Origin of the sequence: Chryseobacterium carnipullorum (genome assembly GCF_900142785.1) — a bacterium.
Lineage (GTDB): Bacteria > Bacteroidota > Bacteroidia > Flavobacteriales > Weeksellaceae > Chryseobacterium > Chryseobacterium carnipullorum.
Genome location: NZ_FRCD01000001.1, coordinates 382,027 through 407,032 on the forward strand (window position 1 = coordinate 382,027; position 25,006 = coordinate 407,032).

General features: G+C 38.8%; 16 protein-coding genes and 1 riboswitch. Of the genes, 15 read left to right on the plus strand and 1 reads right to left on the minus strand.

Annotated elements, in window-relative coordinates:
• Positions 1–31: 31 nt before the first annotated feature.
• A complete protein-coding gene (locus BUC06_RS01775) occupies positions 32–316 on the plus strand; it encodes a hypothetical protein (protein ID WP_181876125.1) in 285 nt (94 codons plus the stop codon).
• Positions 317–414: 98 nt separating this feature from the next.
• On the opposite strand, the gene BUC06_RS01780 is transcribed toward BUC06_RS01775, so the two are convergent.
• Positions 415–558 carry a helix-turn-helix domain-containing protein gene (locus BUC06_RS01780; protein ID WP_073328880.1) on the minus strand — a complete coding sequence of 48 codons (144 nt, stop codon included), beginning with the start codon at positions 556–558 and terminating at the stop codon, positions 415–417.
• 268 nt (positions 559–826) lie between these two features.
• On the opposite strand from BUC06_RS01780, the gene BUC06_RS24035 reads away from it, so the two are divergent.
• The 14 genes from BUC06_RS24035 to BUC06_RS01845 all read left to right on the plus strand — a co-directional run bounded on the left by BUC06_RS24035 (position 827) and on the right by BUC06_RS01845 (position 24,972).
• Positions 827–2,275, plus strand: coding sequence for an alpha-amylase family glycosyl hydrolase (locus BUC06_RS24035; RefSeq protein WP_228423600.1), 1,449 nt, complete (start codon positions 827–829; stop codon positions 2,273–2,275).
• Entirely contained in the window at positions 2,220–3,665 is a 1,446-nt protein-coding gene (locus tag BUC06_RS24040) for a T9SS type A sorting domain-containing protein (protein WP_228423601.1), read from the plus strand. Before BUC06_RS24035 ends, BUC06_RS24040 begins: the two co-directional genes overlap by 56 nt.
• Before the next feature lie 109 nt (positions 3,666–3,774).
• A riboswitch (SAM riboswitch) is annotated at positions 3,775–3,883 on the plus strand.
• Positions 3,884–3,979: 96 nt separating this feature from the next.
• Positions 3,980–6,400, plus strand: coding sequence for a TonB-dependent receptor plug domain-containing protein (locus BUC06_RS01790; protein ID WP_073328882.1), 2,421 nt, complete (start codon positions 3,980–3,982; stop codon positions 6,398–6,400).
• 7 nt (positions 6,401–6,407) lie between these two features.
• Entirely contained in the window at positions 6,408–7,709 is a 1,302-nt protein-coding gene (locus BUC06_RS01795; protein WP_073328885.1) for an APC family permease, read from the plus strand.
• Positions 7,710–7,917: 208 nt separating this feature from the next.
• Positions 7,918–9,003 carry a peptide chain release factor 1 gene (gene prfA, locus BUC06_RS01800; protein ID WP_073328887.1) on the plus strand — a complete coding sequence of 362 codons (1,086 nt, stop codon included), beginning with the start codon at positions 7,918–7,920 and terminating at the stop codon, positions 9,001–9,003.
• A gap of 81 nt (positions 9,004–9,084) precedes the next feature.
• The gene (locus tag BUC06_RS01805) at positions 9,085–9,756 is read left to right on the plus strand and encodes a hypothetical protein (protein WP_139263260.1); all 672 of its coding nucleotides are present in this window, start codon (positions 9,085–9,087) and stop codon (positions 9,754–9,756) included.
• Between the two features lie 22 nt (positions 9,757–9,778).
• Positions 9,779–10,453 carry a hypothetical protein gene (locus tag BUC06_RS01810; RefSeq protein WP_073328893.1) on the plus strand — a complete coding sequence of 225 codons (675 nt, stop codon included), beginning with the start codon at positions 9,779–9,781 and terminating at the stop codon, positions 10,451–10,453.
• 161 nt (positions 10,454–10,614) lie between these two features.
• Positions 10,615–12,651 carry a prolyl oligopeptidase family serine peptidase gene (locus BUC06_RS01815; RefSeq protein WP_394363671.1) on the plus strand — a complete coding sequence of 679 codons (2,037 nt, stop codon included), beginning with the start codon at positions 10,615–10,617 and terminating at the stop codon, positions 12,649–12,651.
• A 136-nt stretch (positions 12,652–12,787) separates the two neighbouring features.
• Positions 12,788–15,820 carry a reprolysin-like metallopeptidase gene (locus tag BUC06_RS01820; protein WP_073328898.1) on the plus strand — a complete coding sequence of 1,011 codons (3,033 nt, stop codon included), beginning with the start codon at positions 12,788–12,790 and terminating at the stop codon, positions 15,818–15,820.
• 232 nt (positions 15,821–16,052) lie between these two features.
• Positions 16,053–19,100, plus strand: coding sequence for a reprolysin-like metallopeptidase (locus BUC06_RS01825; RefSeq protein WP_073328900.1), 3,048 nt, complete (start codon positions 16,053–16,055; stop codon positions 19,098–19,100).
• Positions 19,101–19,238: 138 nt separating this feature from the next.
• Complete coding sequence (gene scpA, locus BUC06_RS01830) at positions 19,239–21,359, plus strand: methylmalonyl-CoA mutase (protein WP_073328903.1); 2,121 nt, start codon at positions 19,239–19,241, stop codon at positions 21,357–21,359.
• A 73-nt stretch (positions 21,360–21,432) separates the two neighbouring features.
• Complete coding sequence (locus BUC06_RS01835; protein ID WP_073328906.1) at positions 21,433–22,413, plus strand: M28 family peptidase; 981 nt, start codon at positions 21,433–21,435, stop codon at positions 22,411–22,413.
• Positions 22,414–22,819: 406 nt separating this feature from the next.
• The gene (locus BUC06_RS01840) at positions 22,820–23,554 is read left to right on the plus strand and encodes a hypothetical protein (RefSeq protein WP_073328908.1); all 735 of its coding nucleotides are present in this window, start codon (positions 22,820–22,822) and stop codon (positions 23,552–23,554) included.
• A gap of 26 nt (positions 23,555–23,580) precedes the next feature.
• The gene (locus tag BUC06_RS01845; RefSeq protein WP_073328910.1) at positions 23,581–24,972 is read left to right on the plus strand and encodes an RtcB family protein; all 1,392 of its coding nucleotides are present in this window, start codon (positions 23,581–23,583) and stop codon (positions 24,970–24,972) included.
• Positions 24,973–25,006 lie beyond the last annotated feature (34 nt).

The following is a 25,006-nucleotide window of genomic DNA, read 5'->3' on the forward strand; positions in this document are numbered from 1 at the left end:
AGTCCTATTTTTGCCTAAAATCTTTAAGAAAATGATAACGATTTTATCAGCATTTTGGCCGTTCTACCAGTTCCTATGGACTGTATTCTTTATAATCATGTTCTTGGTAGGGTTCTGGTGTATCTTCATGTTCTTCGGTTTGGTAATCCCAATGTGGTTAACTGAAGGTCTGAAAGAATATTTCGGAAAAGTAAAACCTTTCGACCCTGAGGATATCAGAAGAAAAGAGGTGAATGAGCAGGAAGGTGTAGAAGTAATCTACAGCAATCCTAAAGGAAACGGACCTTTCCTACACGATCACGGACATCATCATTAATTTGATTGTCATTGCTTTTTCACCTTAATTCTGAAAAAGTAATATCAAAGCAAAACAATATATATAAACCGCTTAATTTTTTTAGGCGGTTTTTTTTATTATTCATTTCTCAGTTGTTCAGGCGACACTCCGAATTTTTTCTTGAATGCCCTCTTGAAATTCTGGACATATTCATATCCGCATTTCATCGCAATTTCTTTGGTCATAATTCCTATACTAATAATCATTTTCTTCGCTTTCATTATTCTCAGTTCCTAAATAAAGAACGGGCAGGCTTTTTCTAAGAAAATTATTAAAAACTAGATCCTTAAATATTTGATTGATCAGCAGGGGGGAGGTAGGCACTTTGTTGATTAGCCTATGAATTAATTTTAAATATTAGTTTGTTACAATTACTTTTATCGTAAAGGTTTATGAAATTTTTCACGTGCTTTTTTATATACTTAATTTTCACAGGTAAATGAAGTATAAAAATGAAAATAAATACTATATTCGATAAAAATAAAGAAAATGAAAAAGTTTTATTCCCTTGTTTACCTGTTGGTTGCGGTGTTTTCTTTTGGACAGATCAATTATACAATCGCTCCGAATCCCTTCAACGAAACTGATGCCATCACGCTGACGGTTCCGGGAGATCAGATCGATGAATCCGCATGGGGTGTTTCCAATAATTCTATTTACATGTGGTCTTGGTCTTTTGATACCAATTATCAAAACAGTCAGGATTGTCCTACCAACGGAAGCTGGAACAACTCCAATGATTTGAATAAACTCAGTTATAATTCAATTACAGATACCTATTCATTAACTTTTACTCCAACCACCTTTTATGGAAGAACAGGAATAGGAAGGTTCGGATTTCTGTTAAAAGATAAAACAGGTTCTCATCAGACCTCGCCGGATATTTTTGTTAATGTTGGTATTTTAAATTTAAACTTGACGAATCCGGTCGCCAATAGTCTCACTACAGTTCCTTCGGGAAACTCTGTCAATATCACAGCAACCACAAATGTTAGCGCCATATTTCAGCTAAAGGCTAACGGGACAGTTGTCAATTCTACGTCTGCTCCCTCCCAGTCTTATAATTATAGTTATACGGTAACTCAGGATGCCAACATGGAGCTGATTGCAACAGACACCAATTCGAACTCAAAAAATGCAGCATTTATACTACAGACTCCCAGGACGGTCATTTCGGAAGCAATTCCCGGCTGGATCAGACAGGGAATCAACTATCTTCCATCCGATCAGACCAAAGTAGGACTTGCTCTTTATGCACCTCATAAAAATTTTGTACATGTGATCGGAAGCTTTAATAACTGGGCTGTAAATGACGCTTATTTAATGAAAAGAGATACTGCCAATCCGGATCTTTACTGGATTGAATTAAATGGGTTGACCCCTCAGCAGTTATATACGTTCCAATACAGAACCAATGATCTCAAAAAAGTAGCAGATCCTTATTCACCACAGATCTTATCTTCCTATGATGATCAGTGGATCTCAAATGCTACCTATCCGAACTTACCACCGTTTCCTGCAGGACAGGATTTTGAAGTTTCTATGTTTAAAACCGGGCAGGCTCCTTATAACTGGCAAACGATTAATTTTCAAAGGCCGGCTAAAGAAGACCTTGTAGTGTATGAACTATTGCTCAGAGATTTTACACAGGAAAAAAACTGGCAGTCACTCATTAACAAAATCTCTTATTTAAAAAATTTGAATATCAATGCCATAGAATTGCTTCCTATTATGGAATTTGATGGCAACCTTTCCTGGGGATATAATACTTCATTCCATTACGCATTGGATAAAGCGTATGGAACGCCCGAAAAATTTAAAGAATTTGTTGACTTATGCCACCAGAATGGAATTGCTGTTATTTTAGACATTGCCTTTAATCATGCTACGGGACGTTCTCCTCTGGCAAGACTCTGGAATATTGACCCCGGATGGTGATGGCTACGGCGAAATAGCGGCTAATAATCCTTATTTTAATCAGGTTCCCAAACATTCTTATAACGTGTTTAACGATTTCAACCATACAAGCCCTTCAACTCAATATTACGTTGAAAGAAGCCTTCAGCAATGGCTTACCGAGTATCATATTGATGGATTCCGCTGGGATCTTACCAAAGGTTTTACCCAAAACTGCTCGGAAAATGATGAAGTCTGTACCAATGCCTACCAGCAGGATAGAGTAGATATTATGAAACAGTATGCAGACAAACAATGGGCTATTGATCCCAACTCTTACATGATCTTTGAACATCTGGGAACAGATGCCGAAGAACAGCAATGGGCCAATTATAGAATAGACGAAGGAAAAGGAGTAATGCTGTGGAATAAACAAACCGATCCTTATAACCAGAATACAATGGGCTATAAGGATAACAGTAATTATGACAGAATGAATCACAGTCTTCATGGTTTTACCAATAAGAGTGCCGTAGGATATGGAGAAAGTCATGATGAAGAAAGATTAATGTTTAAGAACCTTGCGTATGGTGCCATTAACGGAAACTACAATGTGACCAACCTTACTACTGCTTTAGAAAGAATGAAAACTTTTGGGGCGACATTTTTTACCATTCCCGGTCCTAAAATGATCTGGCAGTTTGGAGAATTGGGTTACGAATTCAGTATCAATCGTTGTGCAAACGGTACGATCAACAGCGGATGCAGAACCGATGAAAAACCTGTTGCCTTTACACTAGGCTATGATACCAATGCCAGCAGAAAAGCGGTATATGATACCTGGGCTAAAATCATTAATATCAGAAATAGCCACCAGGTTTTCAAGTCTAAAACATACACAATAGAATCCAACAACCTTACCAATGACCCGGAGGGCCTGATCACGAGGATTTATGTATATGATAATACCCTGAATGGAATGAAAAACGTTGTTGTGCTGGCCAATTTTACCACTTCTGCACAGAATGTTGTTCCTTATTTTCCGTATGCTGGTCTATGGCAGAATCTGATGGATAATACAATCTCAAATTTTATTTCTACAACAACTCCGATCATGCTCCAGCCGGGAGAATTCAGAATTTTTGGAAATTATTCCGGAGCACTTGCAACCGTTGATGTCAACGCAATGAATAAATTATCACTTCAGATTGCAGATAATCCCGTAAAAAATCGTTTAGTAAAATTGATTTACCACAAAGTGAAAAACGGAGACATCGTCATTTTTGACATGAGCGGCAAAAAAATGGATTCATTTCAATTACCTCAGGAAAACGGAACTTATGAATTGAAGGTTGCCTATCCTTCCGGAACCTATCTGGTTCATTTACGGTCTGAAACAGGCACAGCTATCCAGAAGATGGTGATTAAATAAATGGGAAAAAGAGGGATGATGAAAGGACATGATCCCTCTTTTTTATTCACAGCACAGAATATATAAATCTACTTTTTGGTAATTAAAAATATTAGTCTACTTTTGCAGTAGATTATCAAGAAAGGTGGAGGGATTTGGCCCTATGAAACCTTAGCAACCTGCACGTCTCTAAAAAGTGTAAAGGTGCTAATTCCAGCCCGTTGTGGGGAAGATGAGAAAAGTCAATATTCTGGCAGCAATTCCATTTCTTGAAGTCTTTTTATATCTGCGGATGAGGTCCGTTGAAGTATATTATTAATTTATAAGAACGAAAGATGAAAAAATTAAGCCTGTCTGTTATACTCTTGGGATCCGTTTTGGTCAACGCACAGGAACAGGAAAAAGGAACTCAGATCGAAGATGTGGTCATTGTAGGAAACCGGAATGCCAAAAGAACAAAACTGGAAACCCCCGTTCCCGTTGACATTATCAATATAGAAAAACTGCAGAGATCAGCCCCGCAAACTACAGTTCAGGATCTTCTGAACTATGTGATCCCTTCATTCAACGCGGTAAGACAATCTGCTTCTGATGGTACGGAACATATTGATCCTGTAAGTTTGAGAGGAATGGGACCTGATCAGGTGTTAGTACTGGTCAATGGCAAAAGAAGACATACCAGCTCACTGGTGAATTATCAGAATACAGTCGGAAACGGATCTGTAGGAACGGATCTCAGTACTATTCCGGTGATTGCTATTGACAGGATAGAAGTTCTGAGAGACGGTGCGGCAGCACAGTATGGTTCAGATGCTATTGCAGGGGTTGTGAATATCATCCTTAAAAAAGATATTGGAGCGTCGGCATCGGCATCTTACGGAATTACTGGAAGAAACGACGGGGAAACTTATCAGACAGGAATCAACTATGGATCCTCTCTTGGAAAAAAAGACAGTTACATCAATCTCTCACTGCAGTTGAGTCACCGGGGTAAGACTACAAGAACTCAAAATCATGATCTTGATATTTTCGGAGATAATTTTGCGTATGAATTTGCAGATGATCCTGATGCAGCCAGAGCAGCTGACGATCAAAAAATAAGAGAACGGGGATTGACGCGTAATGATTTTAACTTCCAGATCGGAGATGCTCAGATCAGACAGGCACAATTGTTTTTTAATTCAGAATATCCTTTGAGTGAAAACTTCAAACTTTATTCTTTCGGAGGTTTCAGTATTAAAGAAGGAAAAGGATTTGGTTTCAGAAGGCTGCCAAGTGAAACATCTAATGTGGTTTCTTCTATTTATCCAAACGGATTTCAGGCCTCTCTGGGATCACAGGTCTACGATTTTTCCTATGCTTTAGGCGCTAAATATAATGTAAACAACTGGCTGATTGATTTAAGCAATACTTTCGGAAGCAATACGTTCAATTATAATGTGAATAATACCAATAATGCTTCGTTGGGAGCGAAATCTCCAACAAGTTTTTATGCAGGAGCTCACAGTTTCCTTCAGAATACTGTCAATCTTGATATATCTAAAAATATCAATCAGTTTAATGTAGCCTTTGGAGGAGAATTCCGTTTTGAACAATATCAAATCAAAGCAGGAGATGAAGCTTCTTACACCCGTTATGACATCAATGGGAATCCTTCCGGCCCTGATTCTACGGTTGAAGGCAATGGGGGTTCACAGTCATTTATAGGTTTTTCACCGGATAATGCCTTGAAAAAATCCAGACATTCAGCAGCGGTATATGCAGATGTTTCTTATGATCTTGCTAAAAAATTAAATATAGATCTTGCCGGGAGATTTGAAAACTATTCAGATTTTGGAAATACCCTGAACGGAAAACTGGCATTGAGATATGAATTTGTAAAAGACTATGCTGTAAGAGCAGCGGTGGGAACTGGTTTCAGAGCCCCCTCCCTTCAGCAGCAATATTTTAACAACTCCTATGCAGATATTTCTACTTCAGGATCTGGCATTGTGACCAAAGGGATTTTCAGAAACGACAGCGATGCGGCCAAAGCGCTTGGATTCGATAAATTAAAGCAGGAAACATCAGTCAATGCCAGTGCTGGATTTGCTGTAAAGCCAGCCAACAGATTACTGATCACTGTTGACGGGTATTGGATCCGGGTAAAAGACAGAATTGTGATCACCAGTAATATCACAGATCCAAGACTGGCGGAGTATAACGTAGAAAGCGGAAGGTTTTTCGCCAATGCTATTGATACTGAGACAAAAGGCGTTGATGTCGTAGTAACGTATGACTGGAAAGTAGGCGGTGGAAATTTAAATATCAATCTCGCAGGAAATTATACTGAGACAAAGATCAAAGATTTCCATTTTCCTGAAAAGTTAGTGCCTGCCCAAAATGAATTCTTCGGGCCCGATCAGATCAATATTATTGAAACCCTGTCTCCCAAAACAAAAGCATCCTTAGGACTGAATTATGCCATCGGAAAATTCAATTTCATGGTAAGAAATACGTATTTTGGCCAGGTGATAAGAGATGGTTATCCTTTTGGAAAAGTTCAGAGCTTTACGCCCAAAGTAGTAACCGATGTGAGTGTAGGATATGATATCACAAAAAGTATTAACCTGACGGTGGGTGCCAATAACGTACTGGATGTCTTTCCGGATCTTCAGATTTATGAAAACTCATATTATGGAGTATTTAAATATGCTCCGGTTCAGATGGGAACCTTAGGGAACTATTTCTTCGGAAGACTTAATTTTAATTTTTAACGGCTAAATGAGTACTGCTACACACCAGATCGGCTGGAAAACCGCTGCTGCCATCGTTGTTTCCAATATGATCGGGACCGGGATATTTACCACCTTAGGCTTTCAGCTTTCTGATATTACCAATACCTACAGTATTTTTCTGTTGTGGATCATCGGTGGGATTCTCGCTTTGTTTGGGGCTTTTTGCTATGCTGAGCTGGGATCTTATTTTAAGGGAAACGGAGGAGATTATATTTATCTTAAAGAAACCTATCATCCGGTTTTCGGCTATCTGGTCAGCTGGATCTCTCTGATTATTGGGTTTTCTGCGCCCGTGGCTTTGGCTGCATTGGCCATGTCAAAATATCTTTCAGCCTTTAATTATACCTTTGGAAACGGTTTTGCGATTGGATTCATTTTCCTGGTGGCGGCAACATTATCATTCAGCCTTAAAACCTCAAGCCGGTTTCACAATTTTTTTACCTTGATCAAAATTGCTTTCATCATTGTGCTGGTTATTTTGGGGGTTGTGCTTCCGGGATCTGCTTCCGGAAACAGTCTTGAATTAGGAACCAGCTGGCAGGACGAAATTATGCTTCCGGCATTCGCAACATCTCTGGTATTTGTTACCTATTCCTATACCGGATGGAATTCTGCATCTTATATCGCAGGAGAAATCAAAGAGGTCCAGAAAAATCTTCCCAGAGCTTTAATTGTGGGAACTGTTTTTGTAACGTTAAGTTACCTTCTGGTCAATTATATCATGCTCAAACACGCACCAGTAGTTCAGATGGCAGGAAAAGAAGATGTGATGGGAGAAGCAGCAGGCAATATGCTGGGTATCGGCTTTGGAAAAATTGTCAATATTTTTATTGCCTTGCAGTTGATTGCAACCATCAGCGGATATCTGTGGGTAGGTTCAAGGCTGACGCAGGCTTTTGCAAAAGAAAATCATTTATGGAGATCACTAGCTGTCAACAACAAAAAAGGAATTCCCGTAAGAGCGATCTTTGTCCATGCTGTGATTGCTTCGGTGATCATTCTGACAGGAAGTTTTAAAGAAATATTTGTTTACACCGCATTTATCCTTCAGTTATTTGCCAGTCTTTCCATTTCTACCGTCTTCTTTCTGAAAAAAGACCAGCGAAAGATATTTAAATCCAATCTATTCTATATTTTTCCGGCCGTTTTTCTTCTTTTCAGTATCTATATTCTCTATTTTACGCTTATTCATAACCCGAAAGAGAGTATTATAGGACTTGGTATAGTAGCCTTCGGACTTATTTTATATGCAGTTGATCAAAGGTTTTTTAAAAAGCCAACAGAATAATTATTCAGTAAATTGTGTAGAATAAGATCTTCAATCTTGATGAAAGCAATTATTCTCATTTTAAATGAAATTCTAACGGTTAGCCAGCTTGATTATCTGAAAAATATCATAAACCCAAAGGTTTCAAAAAATTATGACGATTTGATTGTAGAAAGGAATTTTAATTTGAATTAATAATTCTTATCTTTGCACTCTCAAAAATTGCAGAATGTCTAAATCATTAATTCCAAAGCTAGAAGCGATTAAACAAAGATATAATGAGGTTGCAGACCTTATTATACAGCCTGATATCATTTCAGATCAAAAAAAATATTCTTCATTAAATAAAGAATACAGTGATTTGGGTAAGATTGTAAGAGTTTACGATCAGTATAAAGGGGCACTAGACAATATTGCAGAATCTGAAGAAATCATTGCAGATGGTTCAGACAGAGATTTGGTAGATATGGCTAAGGAGGAAAAAGTAGAAGCGCAGGCTAAACTTCCGGGTTTGGAAGAAGAGCTGAAAGTTTTATTGATTCCTAAAGATCCTGCCGACGACAAAAACATCATCGTGGAATTACGTGCCGGAACCGGTGGTGATGAAGCGGCTATCTTCGTGGAAGATGTATATAGAATGTACTCCATGTATTTCAAAACAAAAGGTTGGAAACATGAAGTGACAGATTCTAATGAAGCAGCAAAAGGATATAAGGAACTTATCATGAAGGTGGAAGGTGAAGGCGTTTACGGTATCATGAAATTTGAATCCGGAGTGCACCGTGTACAGCGTGTTCCTGAAACAGAATCTCAGGGTAGAGTTCATACCTCTGCCATTACCATTGCTGTTTTACCCGAAGCTGAAGAAGTGGATTTTGAACTGAATCCTGCAGATATTGAAATGCAGACATCCCGTTCAGGTGGAGCCGGAGGTCAGAACGTAAACAAGGTTGAAACTAAAGTTCAGCTGACTCATAAACCTTCAGGAATGGTCGTTGTTTGTCAGCAGGCCCGTTCTCAGCTGGCAAACAGGGAGTTGGCAATGGAAATGCTGAGAACCAAACTATACGATATCGAATTGCAGAAAGTTCAGGGTGATATTGCAGCACAACGTAAATCGATGGTTTCTACCGGTGACCGTTCTGCAAAGATCAAAACCTACAACTATCCACAGGGAAGGGTGACAGATCACAGAATCAACAAATCGATGTATAATCTCGATGCCTATATGAACGGGGATATTTCTGAAATGATAGACGCCGTGATCATGGCAGAAAATGCAGAGAAGATGAAGGGGGAAGAAGAAAACTATTAAAATAAACATATCAGGCTCTTGAAATTCAAGAGCTTTTTTTTGCTGGACCATTCAGCAGATTTAAAATAAACTATACTACCTATGAAACGACCGATGAGAATTGTATTTCTGATGCTGTTGTTCTGTGTTCAGAACCTTTTTGCACAGACTAAAGCATTAAATCCTGAACAGGTATTCGGAATGTATTTTGATGCTTTTGTAAAGCAGGATCAGAATACACTTCAGAAACTGAATACGTACCTTACGCCATTCCTTGGTGCTGAAAATGGGTATACCATAGATTTGAAAAAATCGTACAGCGAGGAAGTTCAAAATCTCACCAATACCTTTCTTACCAATCTTCCAAAAGAAACAGCAGTTGATTGTCAAGCGGAAGCAGGCGAATATTTCAATGCACTTTTAGACAATTTAAAACATACCCGATACGTTGTAAAAAACATACAGGAAGTAAAGAACGAATATGTGGATAATGGCCTGTTGACAGAACTTAATGTAGATTTGATTTTTTCTGTTCCTGCAAAAACCTCAGATTTAAAACTTGAAGAAGTAAAAAACTTGAAGACTGAAGATCTGAAGACCTATTTAAAAAAGAAAACAAGTGCTTTTACAAAATCAGAAAGAAAAGAGACTGTAAAACAGGTTTTTAAGCTTTATCAGATTAAAAAAGACGGAAATACTTATTATTGGAATGGAGGTCCACAGGAATTAGTATGGAAGCTGAATGAATTGTATTTCTGGACTTTAACGCATTAGAACGACAAAATAAAATATATTTATGAAGAAGTTGAATGTCATTATATTGTTGATGTTGGCCCTGTTCAGCCAGAATCTTACGGCCCAGACGGAAGTGAAAAAACCTTCAGAAGTTTTTGAAATGTACTTTGGTACTTTCGTTAATAATGATACAGCCGTCCTGAATAAACTGAACGATTATCTGAAACCTACGGTAGAAGGAGAGAATGCTTATCAGGTAGATTTTAAGGTCGTTTCTCAGGATATGATGAAAGAGAGTACAGATAACTTTTTATCGGCTTTTTCCAAAACGACAGCGGATGCCTGTAGAAAAGAAGCTGAAGACTACTTCAGTGCCATGATGGAGAATTTTAAAAATGGAAAACTAACCGTGAAAAACGTAAAAGTTGTCCAGAATGAATATATTGAAGATCAGAAAATTGCGGAGATCAATTATTCAGTAAGTTTTAAAGTTCCTTCAAAATTTTCAGATATTCCCTCAGGAGATATTAAAAATGTAAAGCCTGAAGACTTGAAGAAATATCTGGTTCAGAGTGTACAGGATTTTAAAAATGCAGACAAAACTGTAATAACTGACCAAACGTTTAAATTGTATCAGCTTAATGAAGCAGGAAAAATATATTACTGGAATGGTAGTCCGGACGAAATTGTTTCCGGGCTAACCGATTTTTACTTTGAAAGCTTCGGGTCTAAATAACGATCTGTACAAAATATACCTTAAGAAAAGGCTCTGATTTTTCAGGGCTTTTTTTATTTCACATACTTTGCGTATTTTTGAGAAAACCCTTGATTATGAATTTTAAGCCTATGTTATTAACCGCTGGAGTCCTGTTTTCAGCAACTTTTTATTCTCAAAAAATGAATTATCCTAAAGCAGTAAAAGGAAGTCAGACGGATACCTATTTCGGAACCGCAGTATCTGACCCTTTCAGAGATCTGGAAAATGATTCTGAAGCTACAAAAAAGTGGGTAGATGATGAAGTGGCCTACAGCCAGAACTATCTTTCTAAAATCCCTTTCAGAAATAAAATCAAAGATCAGTTAAAAGATATCTGGAATTATGAGAAGATATCGGCACCTTTCAAAGAAGGAGAATATACCTACTATTATAAAAATGACGGTCTTCAGGCTCAGTCTATCTTATACAGAACAAACAATAAGACCAAAGCAACGGAAATATTTTTAGATCCAAACAAGTTTTCAGATAAAGGAACGACGTCACTTTCTAATCTTTCATTCAACAAGAAAGGAAACCTTGCCGCCTATTCTATTTCTGAAGGAGGAAGTGACTGGAATAAGATCATTATTATCGATGCACTGACTAAAAAGAAGATCGATGAAACGCTGGTAGACGTAAAATTCAGCGGAATTTCATGGCAAGGGGATGATGGTTTCTACTATTCAAGCTATGATAAGCCCAAAGAAGGAACCGTACTTTCCGGGATGACCGATAAGCATAAAGTGTACTTCCATAAATTAGGAACAAAACAATCTGAAGACAAACTCATCTTCGGAGGAGATAAAACACCTAGAAGATATCTAAGCGCAGGTGTTTCTGAAGATCAGAGGTTCCTGATCATTTCTGCTGCCAATGCAACGAACGGAAATGAATTGTACATTAAAGATTTAAAGAAAGGCGGAGACTTTGTACAAATTAACAAAGGATTTGATATTAATGCCAGTATTGTAGATACTCACGGTGATGATCTGTTTATCTTTACCGATAAGGACGCACCTAATATGCGTCTTGTAAAAACAAGTATTACAAATCCTTCGCCGGAAACATGGAAAGATCTTATTCCGGAGACCGAAAATGTTCTGGGAATCTCTTCAGGAGGCGGATATTTCTTTGCAACCTACATGGTTGATGCCATTGACAAGGTAAAACAATTTGATAAGGCCGGAAAACTGGTAAGAGAAATTACACTTCCCGGAAAAGGAAATATTTCAGGTTTTGGAGGTAAGGAAGAGGAAAAAGAACTTTACTTCTCATTCAGCAACTATATCACACCGGGAACCACCTATAAATTTAATGCAGATTCAGGAAAATCAGAAGTCTATCAGAAGCCGAAAGTGAAGTTTAATCCAGAGGATTACGTCTCTGAGCAGGTATTCTATACTTCAAAAGATGGGACTAAAGTTCCAATGATGATCAATTATAAAAAAGGAACTAAGCTGGATGGAAAGAACCCTACCATTCTTTATTCTTACGGAGGATTCAACATCAGCCTTCAGCCCTCATTCTCTGTAGTGAATGCAATATGGATGGAAAACGGAGGGATCTATGCAGTTCCAAATATCCGTGGTGGCGGTGAATATGGTAAAAAATGGCATGATGCAGGCACGAAAACACAGAAGAAAAATGTTTTTGAAGACTTCATTGCTGCCGGAGAGTATCTTCAGAAAAAAGGCTATACTTCCAAAGAATATATGGCATTGTCCGGAAGATCAAATGGTGGGCTTCTCGTAGGCGCAACGATGACGATGCGTCCCGATCTTGCCAAAGTAGCTTTTCCTGGAGTTGGGGTTCTGGATATGCTGAGATACAACAAGTTCACAGCTGGAGCGGGATGGTCATATGACTATGGAACTGCCGAAGACAGCAAAGAAATGTTTGACTATCTTAAATCTTATTCTCCTGTACATAATGTGAAGAAAGGAACATGTTATCCCTCTACGATGATCATTACAAGTGATCATGATGACAGGGTAGTTCCTGCACACTCCTTCAAATTTGGAGCAGAGCTTCAGGAAAAACAAGGATGTAAGAATCCTATATTACTAAGAATTGAGAAAAATGCTGGACATGGAGCAGGAAGAGCAACCGATCAGGTGATCAGTGAAAATGCGGACCTTATTTCATTTGCTCTATATGAGATGGGAATTAATAAATAAATGTAAATAACAAAAAAGAAACCAAAATGGCTAATTTTATTGAAATTAGCCATTTTTTTTAATTGTACTATGTATTAAATTATTACTTTTGTTCTGGATATTTAAAATTTATTAATTCTATTCATGTAGTTCAGTTATGAAAAAAAGAATTTTACTAGTTTGTGCATTGACGGCCGGTGTTGCCAGCTTCAACGCACAGAGATGGGAACCTGCTTCGCAGAAAACTTCCCAAATCAGAAAAGAAGTTGAAGTGCAATATTCTTACAAAGTGGATCTTGCATCACTTAGAAATCTTTTGAAAGATGCTGTAGAAACAGGTAAAGGCGCAAAAGCTGTTGTCGTTTCACTTCCTACAGCAGAAGGGAAAATTGAAAAGTTTGCGGTATACAGCAATCCAGTGATGGAGAAGTCTATGGCAGACAGATATCAGTTAGGTTCATACGTAGGTGTTGGAGTTGAAGATCCTTCTAAATACGTAAGATTCAGTACTTCTCCTACAGAAATGCAGTCAATGATCATCAAGGACGGAGTATTCCAGTTCATTGAGCCAATCACTACAGATAAGCAAACTTATGGAGTATTCTATAAAACAAAAAGAACAAGCAGCGAGCAGGGATTTGAATGTGGTACCAACGAAACCAATATCAAAGATATCCAGCTTTTAAGAGAAAACGGTAAAAAAAAGCTTTCTAATGTAGGAATTACTAACAGACCTGCAAGTACAAAGTACAGAACCTATAGATTGGTAATGTCTACTACCGGTGAATATACTGCTTATTTCGGAGGTGTTCCCGGAGCTGTTACACAGATCAACAATACCATGACCAGAGTAAACGGAGTTTTCGAAAAAGACTTTGGTATTAAATTACTTCTTCAGGATTTTCAGAATGTTATTTATACGAATGCTGCTACTGATCCTTATTCAGATTCTGATGCAGGAGTAGATGATGCATTATGGAATGGAGAGCTGATGAATGTTCTTCACAATAACGTGGGTGAAGCTAATTTTGACATCGGACACTTATTTGGTGCCACCGGAGGTGGTGGTAATGCCGGATGTATCGGATGTATCTGTAGCGATGATATGACATTAGATCAAGGGTCGCCTGTAGCTTACAAGGGATCTGGATTTACGTCTCCAGCTAATGGAGTTCCATCGGGTGATTCATTTGACATCGATTATGTAGCGCACGAATTAGGACACCAGTTAGGTGGAAACCATACCTTCTCAAATAGCACAGAAGGTTCTGGTGTTAATGTAGAGCCGGGTGGTGGTACAACTATTATGGGATATGCGGGAATCACGTACGACAATGTACAGATGAGTTCCGATGCCTATTTCCACTATGCTTCAGTAAATCAGATTCTTAATAATCTTGATGCTAAAACAACATGTGGTGTTTCTCAAAATATCACAACCAATACAGCACCTGTTATTTCCCCTCTTACAGCATACAGTATTCCTAAGGGAACAGCCTATTATTTAGATGCTACAGCAACCGATACTGATCCTATTAAATATACATGGGAGCAATATGACAGCGTAGACCAAAATGCTACCATCTCCGGAGACAGTGGTTGGGGATACAATACTCAAGGCACTGTGGGAAGATCTTTCTTTGGAACAACGAGCGGAAGAAGATATTTCCCAAGCTTACCTTTGGTAATGGCTGGTAAATTAACGAATAAAACAGTTTCGGGAGCTGCTACAACCCCAAATTGGGAAACAGTATCTTACGTTCCTAGGACGTTACATTATGCAGTGACTGTAAGAGATGAGAATGCGCAAAGACCAATGCTTTCCTCTTTAGAGACCACAGTGACTGTAGGAAACGACGGACCATTTAAATTTAACGGTCTTACAGCTTCTTCAGTTTTATATAATAATGCATCAAATACGATCAAGTGGGCTGTAGCCAATACAACAGCTGCCCCTTATAATGTTGCAAATGTAAAAATTGAATATACTACAGATCTTGTCAACGGAGCAACGTGGAACCAACTGGTAGCCTCTACTCCAAATACAGGAAGCTATACAGGACAAATGCCGGATGGCTTAACTGGTGCAGTTAAATTGAGAGTATCTGCGATCAATAATATATTCTATGCAGTATCTCCACAAGTAACTGTAGGAGCAGCGCCGACTTCAACTACAGCAGCGCCGACTGGATTATCTACTACATCTGCAGATGTTCTTAAGAATTCAGCGATCGTTTCTTGGAACAGTGTACCGGGAGCGGCTACCTATTCTGTAAATTATAGAAAATCAGGAGTTTCATCTTGGACAAATGTATCAAGTACAACTAACTCGTTACTGTTGAGTACTCTTGAAGACGAAACAGCTTATGAAGTACAGGTAGCGGCTGTGGTGAACAGTGTACCCGGAAGCTTCTCTTCAAACTATGTTTTCAAAACAAAGCCATTGGCAACAGGGGTTAACTACTGTATCTTAAATACAGGATATAATTCTGTAGGAAATATTGCAAGAGTACAGCTTTCTAACATTAATCATATTGATACTAACATTAGGTCTTATAAAGATTTAAGTGAAGATCCTGCAAAAATAATCAACCTTATCAGAGGAAACTCTTATCCAATCAGTATTTTTGGTATTTACAATCAGGCTGCTCCTATGACTTATAACGTATGGATCGATTATAACAGAAATGGGGTGTATGAGACAAGTGAAAAAGTATATACAAGTGCTGCTACAGCTCCGGCAACAAATGGTATAGGAAGTGTTGCGGGTAACTTCACTGTTCCTGCTTCTGCTCTTGTTGGAAACAGAGTAGTGGGAATGAGAGTTGCATCTAACTATGCTGCAGCACTAAACAACGCTTGTGGAACTGCCGCGGGTAATTTGCCAAGTGGAGCAGGAAGTGTGATGGATTTCTCAGTAAGAATTTTCGGATCCGCACTTGCAGTAGACGAAACTAAAGACACAAAATCTGAAGTGGAAATTTATCCGAACCCTGCTGATACTTTTGTAGGTGTAAGAAACCTTAAAGGAAAGGCAGACTATAAGATCTATAGTGCAGACGGAAGATTAGTTCAGAGCGGTGGTGTTGATAATCAGATTATTAATGTAGCTGGTTTAACTAAGGGTATGTATATCATTACCATTAAAGATGATAAGAACACTTACAATACTAAACTTATCAAAAAATAAGTAAAGTATTTATTAATGAATCGGGCCGGACTTATGTCCGGTCTTTTTTGTTTCTATAACCAAAGGTTTTGATATGTTGAGTATATTTTTTCAGAAATACTATCCACAATGTATTTTTTTACACTTAATTTTTAATATTTTATTGTAAATAAGTGTTTTGTGTACCCTTTCTTTAAATTAATTTTTTATTTTTGTGGAAATACTTAATGTTTTTTCAGAATCAGTGTAAATTATGAAAAAGAAAATTTTACTAGTTTGTACGTTGGCTGCCGGTTTGGCTACTGCTAACGCACAAAGATGGGAGCCTACATCCCAGAAAACTTCTCAAATCAGAAAAGAAGTTGAAGTTCAGTACTCTTACAGAGTAGATCTTGCATCACTTAGAAATCTTTTGAAAGATGCTGTAGAAACAGGGAAAGGTGCAAAAGCTGTTGTTGTTTCACTTCCTACGGCAGAAGGAAAAATTGAGAAATTTGCGGTATACAGCAGTCCGGTTGTAGTACAATCTATGGCGGACCGATACCAGTTAGGGTCTTATGTGGGAGTAGGAGTAGACGATCCTTCCAAATACATAAGATTCAGTACAGCTCCAACAGAGTTGCAGTCGATGATTATCAAAGACGGAGTGTTCCAGTTCATAGAGCCTATCAGTACAGATAAGCAGACTTACGGTGTATTCTATAAAACGAAAAGAACTGCAAGTGATAACGGATTTGAGTGTTCTACGGAAGAAAAAGAGATTGTTAAGGATATCAAAGCTTTGGAAGCTAACGGTAAAAAGAACCTTTCTAACGTAGGAATTACCAATAGAGCTCCTATTACCAAATACAGAACATACAGACTGGCACTTTCTACTTCTGGAGAATACACTAAGAAATTTGACCCGGCAGGAGGAACAACGAATACGGTCATTCAGATGAACGCTACCATGACCCGTGTAAACGGTATTTTTGAAAAAGAATTTGGTATTAAAGCGATCATTCAGGATATTCCGGCTATTCTATTCACAGATGCTGCAACAGATCCATATACAAACAACCTAAACCTTCAGCTTCAGCAGACTTTAACATCTGTCGTAGGTAATGCCAATTACGACATGGGACACGTATTCAATGCTGCAGGTGGAAACGGAAATGCAGGTTCTATTGCATCAACATGTGTAAACCCTGCAACGGCAACTTCTTTAGCGAAAGGATCTGCATTCACGCAGAGTACAAATCCTACAGGAGATCTTTTTGATATTGATTACGCTGCTCACGAAATGGGACACCAGCTGGGAGCTAACCATACATTCTCTCACGTTTCGGAAGGGTCCGGAGTTAATATTGAACCCGGTGGTGGTACTACGATCATGGGTTATGCAGGAATTACAGGAGATAATGTACAGGCTACTACTGATGCCTATTTCCATTATTCTTCTATTAATCAGATATTAAATAGCTTGGACGGTAAGATCACTTGTGGTACTTCAGAAACAATTACTACAAATACTGCCCCTGTAATTGCCCCTCTTGGTGTTTACAATATTCCTAAAGGAACGGCTTATTATTTAGAGGCTTCTGCTACAGATACTGATCCTATTAAATATTCTTGGGAACAGTATGACAGTGTTGATTCTTACAATTCCATTTCCGGAGACAGCGGATGGGGATATAGCGCACAAGGAGCGTTAACAAGATCTTATTTCGGAACAGCAAGCGGAAGAAGATATTTCCCAAGCCTGCCAATAGTGATGAGCGGAGTTTTAACGAATAAGACAGTTCCGGGAGCGACTACAACCCCAAATTGGGAAACAGTATCTTATGTACCTAGAACTTTACATTATGCAGTGACGGTAAGAGATGAGAATGTAGCAAGACCTATGCTTTCTTCTTCTGAAACTATAGTTACCGTTGGAAATGATGGACCTTTCAAATTCTCAGGACTTACAGCCTCTTCAATGCTATATAATAACGCAGCGAATACAATCTTATGGGATGTTGCCAATACCAATACAGCACCATATAATGCGGCTAATGTAAAAATTGAATACACTACAGATCTTGTCAACGGAGCCACGTGGACAGAATTGGTAGCCTCTACACCCAATACAGGAAGCTATACTGCACAAATGCCGGCATCTTTAACGGGTGCTGTGAAATTAAGAATTTCTGCTATCGGAAACGTATTCTATGCAGTATCTCCACAAGTGACGGTAGGTGCAGCGCCTACGTCTACGACTGCAGCACCTACAGGACTTGCAGCAATAAAAACAGAAATTTTCAAAACTACAGCCAGAGTATCCTGGAATAGTGTTCCAGGGGCAACGTATTCAATTAATTACAGAAAAGTAGGCACAACAAACTGGTCAAATGCAACCAGCCCTACCAATTCCGTGGTGCTGAGTGCTCTTGAAGATGAAACAAACTATGAAGTACAGGTTGCTGCAGTAGTAAACACGGTTCCGGGAGCATTCTCAAGTAACTATACCTTCAAGACTAAGGGACTTACAACAGGAGTTGATTACTGTTTAATGACAACTGGTGGAAATAGCTTTGCAAGCTTTAGTTATAACAGTGGGATGGCTCAAATGAACATCTCTAATTTAGCCTTTTCAGATTTAACATATAAGAATATTTTCAGCACATACAGAGATTATACTGAAGATGCAACCAAGGTGATCAATTTGACAAAAGGAACACAATACACATTGACTTATTTCAATGTTGGTACCACAGCTTCTACTTATAATGACAACATGGAAATATGGATCGATTATAACAGAAATGGGGTATTCGAAACTTCAGAGAAAGTAGCTTCAGTAAGTACAGACCCACCTGCTAACGGTCAATATCAGGGATCAGTTTCATTTACAGTTCCTGCTACAGCGTATTCCGGAGATAAACTGTTAAGAATGAGAGTGGCAAACACTTTCTTTAACAAAGCTACAGGTCCATGTGGTAGCCCATCGGTGGGAGTAACCGGAGGTGGAGTAATTTCACAAGGTTCATTTAAAGATTTCTCTGTAAAAATCACTAGCGGATTGGCAGTAAATGATGTAAATGGGACAAAAACATCTGAAATCTCGATTTATCCAAACCCTGCAGATACTTTCGTGGAAGTGAAGAACCTGAAAGGAAAAGCGGATTACAGCATTTTCAGTGCAGACGGAAGACTGGTTCAGCAAGGTCAGACAGATGGTAACAACAGAATTAATGTGGCATCACTGATCAAAGGAATGTATGTGATCACTCTTAAAGATGACAAAAACACGTACAATACTAAGCTTATCAAAAAATAATAAGTAAGTAGATCTATAACTGAGACCGGGCATTTGCCCGGTCTTTTTTATGACCTAAAATTCAGAAAAACTGAATGTTAACATAAGTTTCATGTTTCGTTCAAAAAAATTAACTTTACGGAGACAAAAATTATTGGAATGCGAAAGACAATTTCTGTGAAAAATCCGGATTTTACTATAGAGCCTCAGGAAAGAGAAATCTATAACTTTGAAAAAGACGGATTAGAGTTAAAATCATCTTACACTCAAAAAGATATTAAAAATGAATCTTTAACACAGACTTCTCCAGGAATTGCTCCCTATCTCAGAGGCCCGTATTCCACCATGTACGTACAAAAACCATGGACTGTAAGACAATACGCAGGCTTCTCTACAGCAGAAGAATCCAATGCCTTTTACAGAAGAAACCTTGCAGCTGGACAAAAAGGACTATCCGTAGCCTTTGACCTGGCTACCCACAGAGGATATGATTCCGATCACCCAAGAGTAGAGGGTGACGTAGGAAAAGCCGGCGTTGCCATCGACTCTGTTGAAGATATGAAAATCCTCTTCAATGAAATTCCTCTGGATCAGATCTCAGTATCGATGACGATGAATGGTGCCGTACTTCCTATTTTGTCTTTCTATATTGTGGCAGCTGAAGAGCAGGGGGTAAGTCAGGAACTTCTTTCAGGAACGATTCAGAATGATATTTTGAAAGAGTTCATGGTAAGGAATACCTACATCTATCCACCGGCCCCTTCTATGAAAATTATCGCAGATATCTTTGAATATACTGCGCAGAACATTCCGAAATTCAACTCTATTTCCATTTCAGGATACCACATGCAGGAAGCAGGTGCCACTCCGGTACTGGAAATGGCTTATACGCTGGCAGACGGTCTGGAATATGTAAGAACAGGAATCAAAGCAGGGATGAATGTAGATGATTTTGCCCCGAGACTTTCATTTTTCTGGGCGATTGGCATGAATCACTTCATGGAAATTGCAAAAATGAGGGCTGCAAGATACATTTGGGCTACTCTTTTAAAACAGTTCAATCCACAGAACGCAAAATCTTTAGCCTTAAGAACTCACTCTCAAACTTCAGGATGGTCGCTTACAGAGCAGGAGCCGTTTAATAATATTACAAGAACAGCTATTGAAGCGCTTTCTTCAGCGTTAGGCGGAACTCAGTCTTTACATACCAATGCTCTGGATGAAGCAATTGCCCTTCCAACAGATTATTCAGCAAAAATTGCGAGAAATACTCAGATTATCCTTCAGCAGGAAAGCGGAATATGCGACGTTGTAGATCCTATGGGCGGAAGTAATCTAGTGGAAAGTCTCACCCAGCAGATGATTGAAGAAGCAATGAAATATATCGATGAGGTAGAGCAGGAAGGTGGAATGACCAAAGCAATTGAAGCAGGAATTCCCAAAATGAGGATTGAAGAAGCTGCCGCCAAAAAGCAGGCTAAAATAGACAGTGGTGAAGAATTCATTATTGGAGTGAACTCATTTAGGACATCCCTGAAGCAAGATGGAATAGAAATCCTGGATATCGACAATACTGAAGTCCGCAGAAAACAGATCGAAAGACTTGAAAAAATAAAAGCAGAAAGAAATCCCGAAGCCGTTATCCAGATTCTGGATGAGATCCGTGAAAGTGCCAAAACAGGAAAAGGAAACCTTCTGGCTCTTTGTATAGAAGCTGCGAAAAGAAGAGTGACGCTTGGTGAAATGAGCGATGCGATGGAAGAAACTTTCGGAAGATATAAAGCCAATATCAGAACAATATCTGGAGTATATGCTATGAATGCCGGAAAAAATGAATATTTTGAAAAAGCCCTTCAACTGACTCAGAAATTTGAAGAACAAGAAGGCCGTCGCCCAAGAATTATGGTCGCTAAAATGGGTCAGGACGGACACGACAGAGGCGCCAAAGTAGTCGCAACCGCCTTTGCAGATATGGGATTTGACGTCGACGTGGCACCCTTGTTTCAAACACCGGAAGAAGTAGCTAAACAAGCTGTAGAAAATGATATTCATATCCTTGGAGTATCTTCTCTTGCTGCCGGGCATAAAACCCTGGTTCCACAGGTTGTGGAAGAACTGAAGAAATTAGGAGCAGATGATGTAACCATCGTAGTGGGAGGCGTTATTCCACAACAGGATTATGAATTCCTGTATGCGAACGGTGCCGACTTTATTTTCGGTCCGGGAACCAACCTTCCAAAATGTGCAGTGGAAATTTTACAGAGATTCTTAGAAAATTAAACTTTACTCACGGTGAGGATTGACGGAAAAAGACTAATTTCAGGATTTCCAACAATAAACCCCATACCGTGAGATGAATTTTAAAAATATAACCAGGCCTGCGGCAAATAAGATCATTATTTTCGCAGGCCTATTTTTTATCGCTGTGTTTTGTTTGGCGATAGATTGTAAAAACCAGCCGGTGCAACAATCTCCGTTGCCTGCTGATATTAATCTGGTTAAAAGCCACCTCACAGTCCTTACCCAAACTCCGCAATTCAGAAACCATAAAAATACAGATCAGCTGAATGCTGTGGCAGACTATATCAAGAAGAATTTCAGTAAATATGGTGATAGTACCATCTTTCAGGAATACAATGCCGATGGTAAAACCTATAAAAATGTAATCACTTCTTTCGGGACAGAAAACAAAAGGAGAATTATTATCGGGGCTCATTATGACGTTTGCGGAGACCAGCAGGGTGCCGACGATAATGCTACCGGAGTGACTGCTCTTTTAGAGCTGGCAAGAATGCTCAAAGATCAAAAACTGAACTACCGGATCGATCTTGTAGCCTACACCCTGGAAGAACCTCCCTATTTCAGGACCGAAAATATGGGGAGCCACATTCATGCTCAATATTTAAAAGATCACAACATCGATGTATATGGGATGGCAAGTGTAGAAATGATAGGATATTTCAAGGATGAAAAAGATTCACAAAGCTATCCATTAGGGATTTTATCTTGGGTTTATGGCAACAAAGGAGACTTCATAACCTTGGTCAAAAAGTTCGGAGCCGGAAATTTTGTAAATAATTTCAGCACTCAATTTAAAGAAGCCAATCAGATAAAAACCGAAACCTTTACCGCCCCGAAATTTGTAAAAGGAACCGATTTTTCAGACCACCTTAATTATTGGAAATTTGGCTACTCCGCCCTGATGATAACAGATACATCATTTTTCAGAAATAAAAATTACCATCAGACTACAGATACTCTGGAGACACTGGATCTGGTAAGAATGACCAGAGTAATCGATGGTATATTTCTCAGTCTGATCCACATGAAATAAAAAAAATATTTTGATATTCAAAAAAATTAATATATTTGCATCTGAAAATCAAGTTTAACCCATTAAAAAACAACGAAGCAATGTTCAAAACGAATCAAAATTCTTCAGCTGGAGTACCCCTTATGGTGGTAAGGCTTCGTGGTTTGGTATACTCTTAGAATAATAGTACAACGAAATATCAAAACCCGAAGTCGTAAAGATTTCGGGTTTTTTATTGCGCAATATTAAACTCCAGTTTCCCCGAAATTTTTTAGTGTCATTAAGAACAAAATGAAAAGATCTTTTACGATCCAACTTCATACTGTTCACTATTGTAAAATCAGTCAACTGAAATTTTAGTTGAATACGGAATTGTTGTGATTTGTCAGAATCTAACTTCTAATATCTCACTTCTAAATTCTTTTTTATGGAAAATAATAACCTTCTGTTTCACCGCCTTAGAAGCATAAGAAGCAGAAAAAGAACAGCTATAAAAGATGTAGAAAAACAGATAAGAAAAAAGTATAAACGTAGTAAGGAGCTTTGGCACCTCAGAAGGAATATCCGTTGGATTCCACTGGAAAATCCCTATCAGAGAGGATTTGTAAGATTCTTCGTTGTGAATGATGAGGTGAAAAGATCTGAAGATGAAGATTTATTTGAAGGAATTCTGAAGAAGATCAACACCTATATGTATTCCGAAAGCCGGCTGTTTCTCAAAAAGAGAAAAAAGTTCGGGCGCAGGATCTATGTGGAAAAAGCACAGAAGCTGAACCGCATTTCCTTCTATGCATGGACAGACCCCAAATTTGGGCTTACCCCAAGAGAAAGGCAGTATTTTCTTAAAAATGAAGAATACAATCCATTCAGAAAAAGGAATGAAACCTACTACGAATTCATAGAACCCTGGAGATTTACCCTACGGATAAGACCCAATATGATTACACACTACAAACCTGTAGATGCAGAACTTGAAAAAGAATATGCTGAGATAGAATTATATATCAGCCAGTATAAAGTGGCGGGAATTATTCAGAAAACTATTAACGGTAAATCAAATGCCTGGAAAAAGGAATATGAAACTGAACTTATCAAAAGCAGGAAATATGCAAGCTGCATCCTGTCTGCAAAAGAGATTGCAGACTATTTTGAGGACTTATAGGTCCAAAATGATTTAAAACAAAAACAATGGGAAATTTAAAACTAAAAGGAAAAGATATATTAAAACTCGGCTATCCAAATAATCAAAGCGTCAATGTGGCTTTGGAGGTCATGAAAAGAAATTTTGCAACGAAGAATATTCATCACGTAAAATCTATCTTAAAAGACATCCTCCTCAATCCGGAGAACTTTGAAAAAGACCTGACCTTCGGGCAGATCGCAGAATCACTGCTTTCATCCAGAAAGACAGAAAAAAGAATGCTCAACACCCAGCGTGCTTCCTTCCAGATCTTTGGAAACAATATCTCTGAAGAAGCAAAAAATCAGCTGTATACCGCTTTAAAACTGCCCATTTCAACGCAGGGCGCTTTAATGCCCGATGCACACAGCGGTTACGGACTGCCAATTGGCGGTGTTCTGGCGGTAGAAAATGCAGTAATCCCCTACGGAGTAGGAATGGATATCGGCTGCAGAATGAGCCTCAGTATTTTGGATATACCGGTTTCATATCTCGACGGAGCAAGAGATAAATATGAAAAAGCTCTTGCCGAACATACCAAATTCGGGATGTACGAAACCCATAAATCTCATATCGATCATGAAATCTTTGAGAGAGATACCTTCGATATGATCCCGGTTTTGAGGAGACTAAAAGGAAAAGCCATTAAGCAGATGGGATCTTCCGGGGGAGGAAATCACTTTGTAGAATTCGGAGAAGTGGAGATCACGGAAGAAGAAGATCAGATCGGGCTGCCGAAAGGAAAATACCTGGGCATTCTGTCACACAGCGGATCAAGAGGCTTGGGAGCTGAGATTGCACAATACTACTCAAGAGTAGCTGCCGATCAGTGTCCCCTGCCAAAAGAAGCCCAGCAATTTGCCTGGCTGGATCTGAATACCCATCTCGGCATTGAATACTGGACTGCAATGAATCTCGCCGGAGATTATGCTTCTGCCTGCCATGATGACATCCACAGAAGACTTGTAAAAGCAGTGGGTGGAAGAGTGAAGGCAAGGATTGAAAATCACCACAATTTCGCATGGAAAGAAATTCACAACGGAAAAGAAGTGATCGTCCACAGAAAAGGCGCAACACCGGCCCATGAAAATGAATTGGGAATGATTCCCGGATCCATGACGGCAAAAGGTTTTATCGTCCGTGGAAAAGGCAATCCTGATGCTTTGAATTCAGCATCACATGGAGCAGGAAGAGCTCATTCGAGAGGAGAATGCAGAAGCCTTTTTACTCAGAATGATATCAAAAAAGAGCTTAAGCTAAAGAAAGTCACCTTAATGGGCGGTAATACGGAAGAAGCACCAATGGCTTATAAAGACATTCATGAAGTAATGAATGCACAAAGCGAATTGGTAGACATCCTCGGAACATTTCAGCCCAGAATTGTGAGAATGGACAAATAAATTTTAGATGCCGGTTTCTGGTTGTCAGTTGAAA